This window comes from Vreelandella sp. 21 (assembly GCF_050995515.1).
Taxonomy (GTDB): Bacteria; Pseudomonadota; Gammaproteobacteria; order Pseudomonadales; family Halomonadaceae; genus Vreelandella; species Vreelandella alkaliphila.
Genome location: NZ_CP194673.1, coordinates 266627 through 283342 on the forward strand (window position 1 = coordinate 266627; position 16716 = coordinate 283342).

Below are 16716 nucleotides of genomic sequence, written 5' to 3' on the forward strand. Positions count from 1 at the left end.
CACGTGTTGGTCTGGTAGGTAGCGATCTACTTCGCTAGCTCGGCTTGCGGCAGACTTTCGGTGTATGGCTGGTTATAGGTGTTGACGTCGTTACGCTCGCCTTCACGCCAAATGCAGATATTGAACAGGCCGTACACAATGGCAATCACGGGAGTGATAATGGCGAGGAAGGTCCAACCCATGTAATCCCACGCGGACACGCCGAGCACGCCCATGTAGTAAGCACCGCCTAGCCCCCAAGGAACCAGCGGTGAGGTCACCGTGGCTGAGTCTTCACAGGTGCGCGAACATACCGATGGCAGAATTTTGAGTTTGCGGTAGGCGGGTACGAACATGCGCCCCGGAATAATGATGGCAATATACTGGCTGGCCGAGAACAGGTTGGTGGCTAATGATGAGACAACGTGAGTAACGATTAGTCCGCGTGAATTACTGACCAGTTTGCCCATCTTTTCCAATAACACTTCGAGCATGCGGGTTTTCTCTAGTAGGCCACCCAGGCTAAGCCCGATAAAGCCCAGCGAGATCGTCCACATCATGCCTTGCAAACCACCACGACTTAATAGGCTATCAACGGCTTCAACACCGGTTTCCGATACATAGCCGTAGTTCATGTAATTCATCATGCTGCCCAGTCCGACGCCTTGAGTGGCGACAGCAAGTCCCGCCCCCAATAGGCTGCCAATGACCATGACTGCCAGGGCGTTGATGCGCCGATAGGCCAAAACGACCACTATTAATGGGGGCAGGAAGGCGAGCAGACCCACTGAGAAATTATCGCTAATGCCCGCTAGTAGTTCAGCGGTGCGGGAAATATCAGCCCCTTCGCCGTCAAACTGCATGCCGATAAAGAAGAACAGAATAATAGTAATGATCAGTGCAGGACCGGTGGTGTAGAACATCGAGCGGATGTGGTCGAACAGGTTGGCCTCGGCAACCCCAGCAGCGAGGTTGGTGGAGTCTGATACTGGTGAAATCTTGTCACCGAAGATAGCACCGGAAATAACTGCGCCCGCGGTCATCGCCGGAGAAATATCCAGACCGCTGCCGATGCCGATAAAGGCTACGCCGAAGGTGGCGGCGGTGGTCCATGAGCTGCCGGTGACCAGTGATGCAACGGCACACACGATGACGGCCGTGACCAGGAAATAGGAGGGGTTGATCAGTTGAAGGCCATAATAGATCAGCGAGGGAATCGTGCCGGAGGCAATCCAACTGGCGACTAACACACCGACCATCATTAAGATCAGCATCGGCAGCATGGCGATTTCGCAGCCGTACAATATGCCTTTCTGCACATCCTGCCAGCTGAAGCCGGAATACAGCGCGATGATGGCGCAGACCACAATGGCAAAGATCAGCGAGATATGGGTGACCCAGTCTTCACCAAGTAAAAAGATCTGCGCAAACATCATGAAGCATAAGAAGCCGATGCCTATGATGGCGCCCCAAAACGAGGGTCGTTTGTTTTCGTCGTTCGTTGTTGTTGACGTTGTCGTCGACATTATTATTCTCCTTATAAGGAGTTAGTGTTGTTTGCCGCTTGGTTAAACGGCATCTAGTGGCTTTAGCGTTCTAAAATGATGGCGATGCCTTGCCCACCGCCGATGCAGGCCGCCGCGCAGCCGTAGCGTTGCTGGCGGGAGTGAAGAAGTCGGCTAAGCGTGCCCGCGAGACGGATACCGGTCGCGCCTAACGGGTGCCCCAGCGCCATGGCACCCCCCCAGATATTGACGTTTTCAGGGTCAATCGAAAGCTCACCTATGGCATGCAGCGGCACTGCGGCGAAGGCTTCATTGATTTCCCATACGCCGATATCCTGTGGTGTCAGCTGGGCCTGTTTCAGCGCGCGACGAATGGCGGCGGCGGCACCGGCGCCCATCTCCTCTGGCTTGACGCCGCAGTCGGCGATGGCCACAACGCGTGCCAAGGGGCTAATGCCGTGTTGGCGCAGGGCAGATTCCGACATCAGTAGCGTGGCAGCAGCACCAGAGGTTAGCGGCGAGCTGTTGCCTGCAGTCACTACGCCGCCTTGCATAAATACCGGGTCCAGCCCCGCCAGGCGCTCAGCGCTGGTATCCGCTCGGATATTGCTGTCCGCGCTGACCGTTTCGCCTGCCGCGTTGTTCAGGGTCAAACGCTCAGCGTCGAAGTGACCTGCTGCGTTGGCCTTGGCGGCACGCTGGTGGGAACTGAGGGCGAGTGCGTCCATCGCCTCACGCGAAATACCGGCAGACTTGGCCAGTCGTTCGGCGGTCAGCCCCATATTGAGCACCACGTCGAGCGTCAGCCAGTCGGCTTTTTGCAGCGCTTGAGGGCTGGTCAGCACGCCTTCCTTAAACAGTGCCGGGCCCATGGGCACGCGGGTCATGTTTTCCACGCCTCCGGCCATGCCAACCTCGATAGCACCGGCCTGAATTTCCCGTGCGGTGTTGCGCAGCGCGGCAAGTCCCGAGCCGCATTGCTGATCAATTTGGCGGGTAGCACATGCCTCTCCCAGGGGGCCGAAACGCTTGGCCAGCCACAGCGGGTAACGCCCTCCAAAACTCCACTGCTCTTTTACTGGCAAGGCGCAGCCAATGCTCAGGTCTTCCACCGCCGCGCCGTCAACGCCGCTACGTGCTAATAAGCCATCGAGCACGCTGGCTAGCAGGGCATCGCTGCGGGTATCTGCCCAGGCATCGACCTCGGGTTTGCGGGGGTGCGCGCGGCTGAAGGCGCTACGTGCATAGTCGGCGAGATACACGTCTCTCATGAGTGGATCTCCTGGTTGTCTGCCATGCGCGCCCAACGATGGATGAACAGGGCATAGGTGGTGAGCACGTGGCGAATCGAGTCGATGTTGACGCACTCGTCTACACCGTGAATGCGCTGAGCAATCGGGCCGTAGCAGGTGCCGTTGATCTCGCCGGAAACGTGAAAGGCCCTCAGGTCAGTGGTGCAGGTGGAAAGATAGTGAGCAGGTGGTTCGCCCAATAAGGCTTCGTGGCACTCCGAGAGGAGCCGGATACCTGGGGTATCGAGATCGACCACATGCCCTTCGGAGCGAAAGCCATGGAAGCTGATCTTGGGTGGAGGTGTCGCGTCGTCAAGCTCGGCGTGGCGGGTCATCAGGGTGTCGCTGACCCGCTGCATGGCCTCCTCTGGTGACATGCCGGGCGGGAAGCCAACACGCCCTTCCAGAATGGCGTGGGCAGGTACGCTGGAGGCCCAGTTGCCCGCATCTACACGGCCAACGCTAAGGTTGAACGGATGAGGATGGTCAGCGTAAAGCGCAGGCCGGGGTAAATCATTTATTTCGGCTTCCAGCGCTTTCAGAGCAGGTAGATAGTCCTGTAGGGCTTCAATCGCATTGCGCCCGGCGCTGGGGTCGAGCACATGGGCAGGCACGCCATCCAGGCGCATTCGAAACCAAAGCACTCCCACTTGGCCAGCGTAGATCTGAGCGCCGAAAGGTTCCGGGATCAGTACGAAATCGCCGCTAAAACCTTGATGCAGGCAGGCCAGCGCGCCGTTGCCGGTGCACTCTTCTTCAATTACGGTTTGTAGGGTAAGCGGAAAGTTGATCTCTACCCCCGCCCGACGCACGGCCTCAACCGCCATCACCATGGCGGCAATCCCTGCCTTCATATCACCCGCGCCACGGCCATACAGCCAGCCATCTTTTTGCCACGGCTCCCAGGGGGGGCGGGTCCACATATCGACAGGCTCGGCAGGTACCACATCAAGATGGCCGTTGAACACTAAATGTGGTCCTGGCGCGCCAGGGTTAAGGTCTGAAATGACGTTATAGCGGCCAGTGCTGGGCCATTCGGTGGGAGCACGATGGGGGTGCTCCTCAAAGCCGGGGGCGTCCAAGGGTACACGGGTCACTGGCAGGCCCAGGCGCTCAAGGTGACGCTCCATGGTGTCCAGCGCACTCTGTTCCTGGCCGAGTACGCTATAGCCCCGCACCAAGTCACTGGTCAGTTCCAGGGTGTCGTCCATCAAGGCATTGCAGCAGGCAATGATGCGTTGTTCGGTGGCGTCGAGCATCAGAATCTCCCTAAACGTGATTCATCAATCAGCAGGGGGGCGTCGGTAGCTTCGCGCAGCGCTTCAACGCTCAGCCCTTCGGCGATTTCCACTACCTCAAGCCCTTCTGGCGTCACATCCATCACGGCTTTCTCGGTGATAATGCGGGAAATACAGCGGCTCGCGGTCAGCGGTAACTGGCAGCGGGTGAGGATCTTGGGGTTGCCGTGCTTATCGTTGTGGGAGCACAGCACTACCAGTCGAGCGACTTTCTGGGCCAGCTCCATGGCGCCGCCAATGCCAGGAGAGAATTTGCCAGGAATTTTCCAGTTGGCCAGGTTGCCTTCCTGATCCACCTCGAAGGCGCCCATAAAGGTAACGTCCACGCGACTGCGGCGGATCATTGCAAAGGACGTAGCGCTATCGAACACGCTAGCCCCCGGGCGGGTGGTGATATACGCGCCGCCGGAGTCAATCATGTCGATATCGAGCGCTTCGCCTTCTTGGCGGGGGCGGCAGCCCAGCACGCCGTTTTCGGAATGCACTAGGACATTCATATCATCGGGCAGGTAGTGGAACAGCCGTGTTGGCAGCCCGATCCCCAGGTTGACGATCTGGCCGTCGATGACTTCACGGGCGGCGCGGGTCAACATACGCTGCTGATCAGAGAGCATGGGGGCGAACTCCTTGCTGGCTGGAGGCTCGGGCAACCTGCACCACATGACTGACAAAGGCACAAGGCGTATGAATGGTGTCGATAGGCAGATCGCCGGGTTGGTCGATGCGGTAGGTTTGGGCAATCACCCGCTCGGCAGCCATGGCCATTAAGGGATTGAAATTGCTGGCCGTGGCGCGATAGATCAGGTTGCCGTAACGGTCGGCTCGCTCGGCATGAATGAGAGCAATATCAGCCTGTAAGGCAGGCTCAATCGCCCAGGTGCAACCTTCCACACTGATTTCCTGACGGCCTTCGGCAATTTCCGTACCGATGCCGATATCGGTCAGAAAGCCGCCATGGCCAACGCCTGCACAGCGGATTTTTTCAGCCAACAGCCCCTGAGGATGAAAAATGACCTCCATCTCGCCAGCATTCATGGCGTCAATGGCTGTTCGGTTAAGGCCTAAGTGAGAGGTGATCAAGCGCTTTACACGGCCTGCCTCAATTAGCTTGCCGATACCGATCCCAGGTTCATTGGCATCGTTTTTAATCAGCGTCAGGTTGCGTTGACCGCTGGCGAGCAGGGCGTCGAGCAATGCAAAGGGCGTGCCCGGCGAGCCAAAGCCGCCCACCATGATGGTCGCACCATCGGGAATCTCGGCGATAGCCGCGTCAATATCACAGCTTTTGTGGTTTAGCAGCGTCATGGTGTTAAGCGCTCCCGGGAAGGTTGTGGAGGCAAGTCAGCGGCGGTAAGCGCTTGATCAAAACGCGCCATGGCACGCGCTAAGCGTTCCAGCAGAGTGTCGACTTCCTCGGGCTGAATAGTCAGCGGCGGGCAGACCAGGAAATGATCACCGGCCACGCCATCCAGAGTGCGGCGAGGGTAGATCAATAGGCCTTCCTGTTTGGCCAATGCGGTGATTTGGGCGAAGCGGTTTTGCTCGGCAGGGAAAGGCTGGCGCGATTCGCCATCAGCGACCAGTTCGACGCCCCATAACAAGCCAGCACCGCGCACATGGCCGACCCAGTCGTAGCGCTCGGCAAGCTTGCGCAGCCCTGCTTCCAGCTGCGCGCCACGCTGGCGGGTATTTTCCAGCAAATCTTCGCGCACAATGGCCTCAAGCACGGCCAGGCCAGTAGCGCAGGCCAAAGGGTTGCCAGCATAGGTGTGGCCGTGTTGGAAGCCACCGCTGGCCATGACCGTTTCGACGATAGCGCTGCGGGCGAGCATCGCGCCAATGGGGTAGTAGCCCGCGCCCAGTCCCTTTGCGGTGACCAGGATGTCCGGCACCACATCGTAGTGCTGGCAGGCAAACCAAGTGCCAGTTCGGCCCACGCCGGTGAGTACTTCATCGGCAATCAGCAAGCAGCCGAATTCATCGCATAAGGCACGAATGCCTTGTAGGTAGCGCTTGCCTAACAGCCGTGCACCGGTGCTGGCACCGCCGATTGGCTCGATGACAAAACCAATCAGTGATTCAGGACCAGCGGCTTCCATGGCGGCGCGGGTCTCTGCCAGGATGCGGTCAACGTGAGTGTCATCATCACACTCCTGATGACGATAGAAATCCGGCCCCGGCACTTTGATGGACGCATGGGTCATGCTGGTGAAGGGCGCTTCCAGCGGCTGATAGCCTGTCATGCCCAGTGCCCCCATGGTGCTGCCATGATAAGACGGGCGCAGCGATACAAAGCGCTGGCGCTGAGGCTGACCAAGGGCGAAAAAGTATTGCCTTGCCAGCTTGAGGGCCGACTCCACTGCCTCGGAACCGCTGGAAATGAAAAACACCTTGCCGAGTTCACCCTCAAATAGCTCGACCAGCCGATGGCCAAGCGCAACGGCGGGAGCGCTTTCAAACTGAGTGCGATAGGTGAAGGCCACCTTATCCATCTGGGCGAGCATGGCGTCACGAATATCCTGTCGGCCATGACCTAGGTTGCAGGAAATAGCCCCAGAGCAGCCATCCAGATAATCCTTGCCCTGGGTATCCCAGAGCATAACGCCATCAGCGTGGCTGACTTCCGGCAGGGCAGGACCTGCCTGGTAGAACAGCGGAGAGTCGGTCATCACGTTTTCCGTTTTTTATGGTGTGGTGAAAAATCTCCCTTGCAGTCTAGGTAGGCTTGTTACTATATTTCAATATATGATCGTTTTTCGAATATCAATGAGTAAAAGTCATGCCTGAAGTCACCATTAACTCGTTGAAAGCATTAGCAACTTTCAAGACGCTGTATGAAGTAGGTAGCGCTTCAGGGACGGCACGCCTGCTTGGCATGACGCAATCGGGAGTGAGTCGTTCGCTGGCGCAGCTTGAAGAGAACCTGGGGATTCAGCTCTTTCTACGTGAAAAAAACCGCTTGCTAGCAACGCCTGAAGCACGCGAGCTGTACGATGAGATTCTCAGGCTGATGGGCAATATTGAAGAGCTACGCCATAGTGTGTTGGCGCTTAAGGAGTTCGGCACATCACGCTTGAGAATTGCCGCTATTCCCGGGCTATGTTTTGGCTTTGTGCCCCAGGTAGTCGCTGCGTTACTGGCTGAAAACAGCCGGATAAGTATTAGTCTGGATATGATGTCGAGCCACGATGTACAAACGGCGGTGGAATCAAGCCATGCGGATATCGGCTTTATCACATTGCCAGCGACGTCTCCTCAGCTCTTAACAGAAACACTGCTGGTGACAGAAGCCGTGGCGCTGGTGCCTGACAAGCTTGAGCTAGCCACGCATGATGTTGTTGAAGTCAGTGATTTGCGTGGTCAACATTTAGTGATCAGCAACCAGCCAAGTGTTAGCACGAATCCACTGCTGGAGCTTGTCGCCGAGCACGGTGTTAAAATTTCAGGTAAAACGGAAGCTAATATCGGCACGATTAGCGCGCTGGTAGCTAATGAGGTCGGTGTCACGGTAATGAACCCGATTACTGCGAAAGATCAGCTGTCGCGCCACGACCATGTCAAGGTGCTGCCTTTTATGCCTGCGTTGTCGTTTGGTTTTGGCATTGTTTATCGCCCTGAATGGCATGAGTCTAAAGTGTTGGCGTCGCTTAAACACAAAGCGAAAGAGACGCTAATGAATTACTAACGTTTACAAATCATTTCGTTCGATTAGCAGGTATAGTACAGACATAGGTCGTTATGTCTTGGCTTAGGCTATGTCTGGGTGTGGCCAGGAATAACCCGAAGATGACAGTTGCACCACAATCGGGCAATCTAACGCCCTTTTTCGCCAGTGCTAATGGGCGGAGCTCATTAAATTTCAATCATCATTCAGCATGGAGTGCAGTGTGGCAGTTTACGGCGGTATTCAGGCGCATGAATTGGAACGTTGGTTAAATGCATTAACCAACGCAGCCTATGATCGACGCTGCCCACTTTCCAAAGTGCACGGCGGCAACGCCCGTGCTCGCACTGCTCGCCAGGACTTGTTACATCTCGCCCAGGCTTTCCGAAGCGGCGAACGAATTCGCGATGATGTGGCCGCGGGCTTAAGCCGCTGGTGTCAGCACTACCTAACAGAAGCGGAATGGTATGTGCTGGTGGGCGGCCGCAAACCCGTTGCCCAATCAAAGGCGTCATCCTCTGCTGCTGATGACGATGCGTTGGACGTACTTTATCAGCACCGGGTGGGTTAACCTGCTTCATCAAGCACTGTTACAATGGATAGATGAACAGTGCTCCTGTCGCATCAGCGACCGCCTCCTTAGATGACCCCTTCTACTATCTGACGAACTTTCGTTACGTGTTGGCCTGGGTGGAAGCCCGCCACTACGACCTATTAAGTGCTGCTGAGCGCGACGCTATTAGTCATTTTGAGACGTTACCCCAAGCCTCCCAGGCGCTATTGGTGCGCATGGTGATGCGTAAAGGGGAATTATTTCGTCTGGATAAACTGAGCTATGCGGAAATCGGTGACGCCGAGCAGGCCTTGGCTCCGTTGGTGGTGCTTGGATGGGTAGACAATGCCCCGCAATTAAGCAGCCGCGAGCTATTTCGCCTGTTGCGACTGAGTGAACTGCGCCAGGCATTGGCAGGCGAGATCAACAATGCAGGTCTAGCCCGCAACAGCACGAAAGCTGCGCTTCAAGCAGCTTTGGAAGCATCGCTAGAAGTGTCCGCCCCCCTTCAGCAGTGGTGGCCAACGGCGACGACGCAGATTGTGCGGCTAACGGTGATGGCGCTGTGTGATCGACTTCGGCTGATGTTTTTCGGCAATCTGCGCCAGGACTGGGCAGAGTTCGTGCTAACGGAGTTGGGCCTGCAGCGCTTTGAGCAGGTACCGCTTACCGCGGAGTCGCGCGCGTTCCAAAGCCGCAATGAAGTGACTACTTACTTAACGCTTCACCGCTTGCGTGAACGCTTGGACGACGGCGAGTTGCCGCAAGCGCTTTCCATAGAGGTGCCACCAGCTTCCAGCAACCGTTGGTTAGCTTCTCGGCGGGCGCGGTTGCTGCTTGCCATTGGCCGCGAGGCCGAGCGCGGCGGCGACGCAGAGTTAGCGTTAACACTTTACGCTGACGCCAATAACAGCGATGCGCGTATTCGCAGACTGCGCGTGTTAGAGCGTTTAGGCCGTTATTCAGATGCTTATGAACTCACGATCAGCGCGCTTGGCGCGCAGCCAAATGAAGGCGAAAGCCAAGCCCTTATGCGGCTGCTGCCGCGTTTAGCACGCAAATTACCCCAACAGGTTGATCATTCTGCTTGGGCTGATCAACAAGCGGCCCAGGCGCCTACCTATGTGCTTCATTTACCTGGCCCTCAGCCAGTCGAGCGTGCCGTTGCTGACTACATGGCGACCCCTAACGCGCCGGTGTATTACGTTGAAAATAGCCTGCTGACGGGGCTATTTGGCTTACTGCTCTGGCCGGCCATTTTTAAACCGCTGCCAGGCGCGTTTTTTCACCCGTTTCACAGCGGGCCAGCGGATTTATACCGCGAGGATTTTGTCTCTCAGCGTCAAGTCGATATCACTGCCTGCCTGGCCCTGCTGGACGATGGCCGCTATCAGGACACGATACTGCGCACCTGGCACGCCAAACAGGGCATCGCCTCGCCCTTTGTTCACTGGGGAATCGTCAGTGAAGAGCTGTTAACGCTTGCGCTTAAGTGCTTGCCGCCTGCCCATTTGCGTGCCTGTTTTATGCGGCTATTAGATGACCTTAAACATAACCGTGCAGGCCTACCTGACCTGATTCAGTTGATGCCGGATGCACCGCCCGGCGAACCACGCTACAAAATGATAGAAGTGAAAGGGCCTGGGGATCGTCTACAAGATAACCAACGCCGCTGGATTAGCTTCTTTTGCCGCCACGGCATGCCTGTTGAAGTATGTCATGTGCGCTGGCAGCCAGCATCTGAAGCACAAGGGTCTCAACCAGAAAGGTTTGAACGAGAAGAGTCTGAACGAGAAGATGCCGAATGAGCCGTTACCGGGTAGCGGTGCGCACGCTATGCGACTTCACCGCACGGGAGGGCGACCTTGATCACCGCTTTACGCCAGCACCCAGCGCTCAGGAAGGTATCGAAGGGCATGGGTTAGTGGCTAGCCGCCGGGGCGAGGATTACCTAGCCGAATTGCCGCTTTCCGGTGAGTATCAGGGGCTTCGCGTGGCAGGCCGCGCTGACGGCTTTGACCCCAGCGCTAACCGTTTGGAAGAGGTCAAAACCTATCGTGGCAATCTAGATCGCATGGCGGCTAATCAGCGGGCGTTGCACTGGGCGCAGGTGAAGATATACGGCGCGCTGCTGTGTGCCGAGCGTGGCCTTGAGCGGGTCACGCTGGCGTTAGTGTATCTGGAGATTACCAGCGGCCAGGAAACGCTGCTTACCCACGAAGCTAGCGCCACCGAGCTGCAGGCGTTTTTTACCGATCACTGCCAACGCTTTTTGGCCTGGGCAGAGCAGGAGTCTGCCCATCGCCAACGCCGCGATGAGTGGCTGGCGACGCTGACGTTTCCCTATCCTGATTTTCGCCCTGGGCAGCGCCCGTTGGCGGAAGATGTCTATAAAGCCGCCAGCACCGGGCGCTGCCTAATGGCCCAAGCCCCTACCGGCATTGGCAAAACCCTTGGCACGCTGTTTCCAATGCTGACTGCAATGCCCCGTCAGCAGCTGGATAGGGTGGCCTTTCTGACCATGAAAACCCCAGGCCGCCGTGTGGCGCTGGATGCGCTGGCGCGTCTTGTTACCTCCAGTTCATCACCGCCTATTTCATCTTCCCTCTCATCGCCTGCACTCACATCGCCGCTGCGCGTGTTGGAACTGGTGGCCAGACAAAAAGCCTGCGAGTACCCAGGCACCGCTTGCCAAGGCGATGCTTGCCCGTTAGCAGCAGGTTTTTATGACCGCTTGCCTGCCGCTCGCCAAGCCGCGGTGGCACGTCGCTGGCTAGATCGTGCCGGACTGCGTGAGGTGGCGCTTGCCCACAGTGTGTGCCCGTATTATCTAGGCCAGGAACTAGCCCGCTGGGCCGACGTAGTCGTGGGCGATGTGAATCACTGGTTTGATAGCCATGCGCTGCTGCATGGTTTGGCCCAAGCCAACGACTGGCGGGTAGGCCTGCTGATAGATGAAGCGCACAACTTAGTTGAACGAGCGGGGGGCATGTACAGTGCCGAGCTTTCCCAGCAGCGCTTGAGCCGTCTGCGTCGCCGCTCACCTCCTGCGCTTGCTAAACCGCTAGCCCGTGTCGGTAGGCAGTGGCAGACGCTAACGAAGGCAGTGACCACCAATGCGGCGGCGTCACAGCGTTACCATTTACTTGATGCGCTGCCCAACAAGCTAGTGGCCGCGATGCAAACCTTGGCTGGCGCGATCACCGATTATTTGGTTGAACACCCCGACGCCGCAAGCGTTGAGCTTCAAGAGCTGCTGTTTGACACATTGGCCTTCTGTCGTTTGGCGGAGCGGTTTGGTGACCACTCTCTGTGCGACCTTGCCAGTGATGGCCGAGGCGACGCAGTGCTAGGGTTGCGCAATGTTATTCCTGCGGATTTTCTGGCGGCACGCTTCAAGGCTGCCAGCAGCGCAGTGTTGTTTTCGGCCACGCTGACCCCGTTTCATTACTACCGCGATTTACTAGGGTTACCGGAAAACAGTGTGTGGCGGGAAGTGGCCTCGCCGTTTGCCGCCCGCCAGTTGGAAGTGCGTATTCGCGCCGATATTTCCACTCGCTATCATCACCGTGAGGCCTCTGTGGCGCCTATTGTGGAAGTCCTGGCCGACCAGTATCAGCGTCAACCTGGCCACTATCTGGCGTTTTTTAGTAGCTTCGCTTATCTGGAGCAGGTGATAACGCAGTTTCAGCACGCACATCCCAGCGTACCGATGTTTGCCCAAACCCGTGGAATGCAGGAAGCCGAGCGCGACGCCTTTCTGGCGCGCTTTACCCCGTGTGGTAAGGGCATCGGCTTTGCAGTGCTAGGCGGTGCTTTCGCCGAAGGGGTCGACCTTCCTGGCGAGCGCCTAATCGGCGCATTTATTGCCACCTTAGGCCTGCCACCGTTTAACGACTTTAACGAAGCGCTGAAAGCGCGCATGAACACCCGTTTCGGCCAGGGCGACGACTACACCTACCGCATACCCGGTATGATCAAAGTGGTGCAGGCCGCCGGAAGGGTGATTCGCAGCCCCGAGGATGAAGGGGTTGTGATATTAATGGACGACCGTTTTGCCCAGACCAAGGTGCGCGCATTGCTGCCACGCTGGTGGGGGCTAGGCAACCACTCATCTTCTTAGAGGCCATGCACGCGCAATGACGGATTTGCTCTGGTACCAGTACCTTCTCATCGGGCTTATTTTTGCTTGGAGCGGCTTTGTTCGCACCAGCCTTGGTTTTGGTGGAGCCGTGCTGGCGCTGCCTTTTCTGCTGCTGGTGGTCAACGAACCGCTGGTCTTCCTACCAATTGTGGCCATTCATCTACTGATTTTTTCCAGTTGGATTGCCTGGAGCGGCCATCGTCAAGTGCAGAAAGCGGGCGTGGGAGGTACGTCGCCGGAAAGTAATATCGATTGGGGCTATTTAACCAAAGCCCTGAAAATCATGATCGTGCCTAAGTTGATCGGGGTGGTGGGGCTGTTAACGCTGCCCTCTCAGATCATGACCAACATTATTTTCGGCATTGTGATCATTTATGCCATTGGCTATGTGCTGAATAAGCCGTTTAGAAGTAACAACAAATACGTCGATATCGTGCTGCTTGCTCTCGGTGGCTATGTCAGTGGCACCTCGTTGATTGGCGCGCCGCTGATTGTCGCGGTATTCGCCACTCACGTCGCTAAAGAGCAGTTGCGCGATACCATGTTTGTGCTGTGGTTTATCCTGGTGATGATCAAGATGGCGTCGTTTATCATCGCCGGCGTCGACCTCCAGCTAATTCATCAACTATGGCTACTGCCCTGCGCATTTATCGGCCATTTGTTAGGCGAAAAAGCCCACCGCTACATGCTAAAAGCAGACACCGGGCTGTTCTTCCGCGTACTGGGAGCCGTGCTGATCTTGGTCAGTGTGGTGGGGCTGATCCACCCGCCAGGGTAGGGTGAGAAGCAAACAAAAACGGCCACTTAGCTCTTAGAGCAAGTGGCCGTTTTTACTGAATTCTTTGGTCGGAATAGCAGGATTCGAACCTACGACCTCTGCCTCCCGAAGGCAGCGCTCTACCAAGCTGAGCTATATTCCGAATATTGTTGCAACGATGCTATTAAAAGCGCGCTAAGCAGTGCTCAACAACGGAGCGAATCATACGCAGGCGAAGGGTTTTTTTCAAGTCCCTTTTTTCGCGCTGGGTTGCTTTGTTGCGCAGACTTTATGCTTTGCGATCAACCGCTAACCGAGCGATGTTAGCCATGCTATCGCGATAGGGGCTGGGTGGCAGGGCATCAAGTTCGGCCAGGGCTTTATCGGCCATCTCAACGGCCCGTGCGCGGGTATATTCCAGTGCGCCAGTGACATTTATGATCTCAAGCACCTCGTCGAGCTGTTCCAGCCCGCCCTTGCGAATCACTTGGCGGATTAGCTTGGCCTGTTCCGGAGTGCCGCGTTCCATGGCGTGAATCAGTGGCAGGGTCGGTTTACCTTCTGCTAAGTCGTCGCCAACATTTTTACCCATGGCCTCGGCGTCGCCTTGGTAATCCAGCAGGTCGTCGATGAGCTGGAAAGCGAGGCCTAAGTAGCGGCCGTAGTACTGCAGGGCGCGCTCTTGCTCAGGTGTGGCGTCGGCAAGCACGGCACCGCTGTGGGAGGCGGCTTCAAACAGCATCGCTGTTTTACCTTGAATGGTTTCAAAGTAATCCGCTTCAGAAATGCTGGGGTTACCGATATTGGTTAGCTGCAGTACTTCGCCTTCGGCAATCACGCAGGTCGCGCCGGACAGAATTGCCATAATGCGCATCGATCCTACGTCCACCATCATTTGAAACGAGCGCGAATAGAGGAAGTCTCCCACCAGGACTGACGGCGCGTTACCCCAGGCATCGTTGGCGGTTTTTTTGCCACGCCGCATGTGCGATTCATCGACCACATCGTCGTGCAGCAGCGTGGAGGTGTGCATAAATTCGATTAGCGTGGCCAGGGTGATGTGTTTGTCGCCTTCATAGCCCAGTGATCGGGCAGCCAGCAGCACGAGTAAAGGGCGCAGGCGCTTGCCGCCGCTTTCAATAATATATTGGCCGATGGTTTCTACCAGCGGCACTTTGGAATTCAATTGCGCGACAATGGTCCGGTTTACGGCGTCAAAGTCATCGGCCACCACGGCGTGCAGCGGTGAAGGCGTTGGGCTGGCAGGCGGGGTTTGAGAGACGTTGGCTGTCATGGGTTCCGTTCATCGCGGGGGTAGGATAGTTGGGGCCATGCTATGGGGCTGTCTGTGAGGCGTCAAGGTAGTGATAGACGTTCGTGGTGTGATGTGTGATTGACAATGCCCCGTAGTCTTGTGGTAAACCGCGATAGTCGCTATAATTCGCGACCCACTCATCATGCTCCCTGTCAGATGGCTGCCAAAAGGGGCGCCACTCGCAGCAGGTCGATAAGAGCGGAAGGCGATGAGCGTTGATTACGCGGGGCGTAATCGGCATTAACGACAAGTCCGGAGAGCGACATGTACGCAGTTATTAAAAGCGGTGGCAAACAGTACCGCGTTCAAGAAGGTCAAACCCTCAAGCTCGAAAAAATCGAAGTCGCTACCGGCGAAACGATTGAGTTTGATGAAGTGCTGTTGGTTGCAGACGGCGATGACGTCAACGTTGGCGCACCTTTAGTAAGCGGTGCCAAAGTTTCCGCTGAAATCGTTTCCCACGGCCGTGGCGATAAAGTAACGATCATCAAGTTCCGTCGCCGGAAGCACAGCATGAAGCGTCAGGGCCACCGTCAGTGGTTCACTGAAGTCAAAATTACCGGAATTTCTGCGTAAGCAGTCGATTCCCTTAAGGAGGATTTTGCAATGGCACATAAAAAGGCAGCCGGCTCCACGCGTAACGGTCGCGATTCCGAGTCCAAACGCTTAGGTGTGAAACTCTTCGGTGGCCAAGCAGCCAGCGCGGGTAGCATCATCGTTCGTCAGCGTGGCACTCGTTTCCACGCAGGCACTGGCGTTGGCCTGGGCCGTGATCACACGCTGTTCGCTTTGAACGACGGCTTCGTGAAGTTCGAGACCAAAGGTCCGAACAACCGTAAATTCGTTAGCATCGTTTCTGCCTAAGCAACAGCTGTTGCGCAGAGCGAAGATGACGAAATAAAAGCCCCGCCATGGCGGGGCTTTTTTGTCTTTTCGATCCCTTTTGCCTGTTATTAATGGGCGGGATATTGCAGTTAGGGCGGCGGAAGCGGCCGGGAGAATCCAATGCAGTTCGTCGATGAAGCCTCGATTATTGTTGAGGCAGGTAAAGGCGGCAATGGCTGTCTGAGCTTTCGCCGCGAAAAATATGTGCCCAAAGGTGGCCCTGATGGTGGCGATGGTGGCCATGGTGGCAGCGTCTACCTGATTGGTGACGATTCACTGAATACCTTGATTGATTTCAAGTTTCAGCGTTTTTACAAAGCTGAAAACGGCCAAGGCGGCATGGGCCGCCAAATGAGCGGTAAAGCTGGTGAAGACCTGCATGTGAAAGTGCCGGTGGGCACCACGGTGATCGATGAGGACACCCTTGAGGTGATCGCCGATGTCACCGATATCGGTCAGGTGGTACTGGTGGCCGAAGGTGGTCGCCGTGGGTTGGGCAATATTCACTTTAAATCTTCGACCAACCGTGCGCCTCGCCGCACCACGCCGGGCACTGAAGGCGACCGCCGCAACCTGCGTCTGGAAATGAAGGTAATGGCCGACGTCGGCCTGCTGGGCATGCCGAATGCGGGCAAGTCTACGCTGATCCGTTCGGTATCCGCGGCTAAACCCAAAGTGGCGAACTATCCGTTCACTACCCTGGTGCCCAACCTGGGTGTTGTGAAGCTGGGGATGCACGAGCACTTTGTGATGGCCGATGTGCCAGGTCTGATTGAGGGTGCCTCTGATGGCGCGGGCTTGGGGCTGCGTTTCTTGAAGCACCTGACCCGTACACGTTTGCTGTTCCACGTGGTGGATGTGGCGCCGTTTGACGAGTCTGACCCCGTGGAAGCGGCGCAGGCGATTATTCATGAGCTAGGCCAGTTCTCGCCGGCGCTTTCTGAGCGGCCGCGTTGGTTAGTGTTGAATAAGTTTGATCTGCTGCCGGAAGATGAGCGTGAAGCCCGCGCCCAGGCGATTATCCAAGCGCTGAACTGGGATGGCCCGGTATTCCGCATCTCGGCAATCAGCAGCGACGGCACTGACAAGCTTGTGCAGGCAGCGTATCGCTGGCTGACTGAGCAGCAGCGCCTAGAAAATGAAGATGAAGAAGCCCATGCCCGCGAGCAGGAAATGCGCCGCCGCATGGAAGAAGAATCAGTGGCCCGTACGGAAGCGCGTCTTGGCCGTCGCCGTAAGCGTGACGACGACGATGAAGATGACGACGACTTTGACGATGATGATTACGATGTCGAGGTAGAGTACGCCCCATAACCGATCCGTC

The 16716-nt window shown here is 56.7% G+C and carries 15 protein-coding genes and 1 tRNA gene; 8 read left to right on the forward strand and 8 right to left on the reverse strand.

Annotated features, from left to right (window positions below; all coding sequences use genetic code 11):
* Positions 1–26: 26 nt before the first annotated feature.
* The 6 genes from nhaC to ACN06F_RS01320 form a co-directional block, all read right to left on the reverse strand.
* Positions 27–1505 carry a Na+/H+ antiporter NhaC gene (nhaC, locus tag ACN06F_RS01295; RefSeq protein ID WP_051626408.1) on the reverse strand — a complete coding sequence of 493 codons (1479 nt, stop codon included), beginning with the start codon at positions 1503–1505 and terminating at the stop codon, positions 27–29.
* A gap of 62 nt (positions 1506–1567) precedes the next feature.
* Positions 1568–2755, reverse strand: a complete 1188-nt coding sequence (locus tag ACN06F_RS01300; protein WP_120385909.1) for an acetyl-CoA C-acyltransferase — start codon at positions 2753–2755, stop codon at positions 1568–1570.
* Positions 2752–4035: an ArgE/DapE family deacylase gene (locus ACN06F_RS01305; protein ID WP_433924533.1), complete on the reverse strand. Its 1284-nt coding sequence runs from the start codon at positions 4033–4035 to the stop codon at positions 2752–2754. Before ACN06F_RS01305 ends, ACN06F_RS01300 begins: the two co-directional genes overlap by 4 nt.
* The gene (locus ACN06F_RS01310) at positions 4035–4688 is read right to left on the reverse strand and encodes a 3-oxoacid CoA-transferase subunit B (RefSeq protein ID WP_433924534.1); all 654 of its coding nucleotides are present in this window, start codon (positions 4686–4688) and stop codon (positions 4035–4037) included. Before ACN06F_RS01310 ends, ACN06F_RS01305 begins: the two co-directional genes overlap by 1 nt.
* Entirely contained in the window at positions 4678–5379 is a 702-nt protein-coding gene (locus ACN06F_RS01315; protein WP_433924535.1) for a CoA transferase subunit A, read from the reverse strand. The genes ACN06F_RS01310 and ACN06F_RS01315 overlap by 11 nt, the downstream gene beginning before the upstream one ends.
* The gene (locus tag ACN06F_RS01320; protein ID WP_433924536.1) at positions 5376–6743 is read right to left on the reverse strand and encodes an aspartate aminotransferase family protein; all 1368 of its coding nucleotides are present in this window, start codon (positions 6741–6743) and stop codon (positions 5376–5378) included. The genes ACN06F_RS01315 and ACN06F_RS01320 overlap by 4 nt, the downstream gene beginning before the upstream one ends.
* 110 nt (positions 6744–6853) lie before the next feature.
* Here ACN06F_RS01320 and ACN06F_RS01325 point away from each other — a divergent pair, with 110 nt between their 5' ends.
* The 5 genes from ACN06F_RS01325 to ACN06F_RS01345 all read left to right on the forward strand — a co-directional run bounded on the left by ACN06F_RS01325 (position 6854) and on the right by ACN06F_RS01345 (position 13213).
* Complete coding sequence (locus tag ACN06F_RS01325; protein WP_120385905.1) at positions 6854–7759, forward strand: LysR family transcriptional regulator; 906 nt, start codon at positions 6854–6856, stop codon at positions 7757–7759.
* Between the two features lie 202 nt (positions 7760–7961).
* On the forward strand, positions 7962–8309 hold the full coding sequence (locus ACN06F_RS01330) for a hypothetical protein (protein ID WP_038480555.1): 348 nt from the start codon (positions 7962–7964) through the stop codon (positions 8307–8309).
* A 32-nt stretch (positions 8310–8341) separates the two neighbouring features.
* The gene (locus ACN06F_RS01335; RefSeq protein ID WP_038480558.1) at positions 8342–10099 is read left to right on the forward strand and encodes a VRR-NUC domain-containing protein; all 1758 of its coding nucleotides are present in this window, start codon (positions 8342–8344) and stop codon (positions 10097–10099) included.
* Positions 10096–12414, forward strand: a complete 2319-nt coding sequence (locus ACN06F_RS01340; RefSeq protein ID WP_433924537.1) for an ATP-dependent DNA helicase — start codon at positions 10096–10098, stop codon at positions 12412–12414. Before ACN06F_RS01335 ends, ACN06F_RS01340 begins: the two co-directional genes overlap by 4 nt.
* 16 nt (positions 12415–12430) lie before the next feature.
* The gene (locus tag ACN06F_RS01345; protein ID WP_038480564.1) at positions 12431–13213 is read left to right on the forward strand and encodes a sulfite exporter TauE/SafE family protein; all 783 of its coding nucleotides are present in this window, start codon (positions 12431–12433) and stop codon (positions 13211–13213) included.
* Positions 13214–13278: 65 nt separating this feature from the next.
* On the opposite strand, the gene ACN06F_RS01350 is transcribed toward ACN06F_RS01345, so the two are convergent.
* Positions 13279–13355, reverse strand: a tRNA-Pro gene (locus ACN06F_RS01350).
* Between the two features lie 126 nt (positions 13356–13481).
* Positions 13482–14486 (reverse strand): octaprenyl diphosphate synthase, encoded by a 1005-nt coding sequence (ispB, locus tag ACN06F_RS01355; protein ID WP_038480567.1) that lies wholly within the window; start codon positions 14484–14486, stop codon positions 13482–13484.
* A gap of 285 nt (positions 14487–14771) precedes the next feature.
* On the opposite strand from ispB, the gene rplU reads away from it, so the two are divergent.
* From rplU to cgtA, 3 genes are all read left to right on the forward strand, one after another.
* On the forward strand, positions 14772–15083 hold the full coding sequence (gene rplU / locus ACN06F_RS01360; RefSeq protein WP_009723801.1) for a 50S ribosomal protein L21: 312 nt from the start codon (positions 14772–14774) through the stop codon (positions 15081–15083).
* 30 nt (positions 15084–15113) lie between these two features.
* On the forward strand, positions 15114–15371 hold the full coding sequence (gene rpmA / locus ACN06F_RS01365; protein ID WP_009097313.1) for a 50S ribosomal protein L27: 258 nt from the start codon (positions 15114–15116) through the stop codon (positions 15369–15371).
* Between the two features lie 141 nt (positions 15372–15512).
* A complete protein-coding gene (gene cgtA, locus ACN06F_RS01370; RefSeq protein WP_301397248.1) occupies positions 15513–16706 on the forward strand; it encodes an Obg family GTPase CgtA in 1194 nt (397 codons plus the stop codon).
* Positions 16707–16716: the final 10 nt, after the last annotated feature.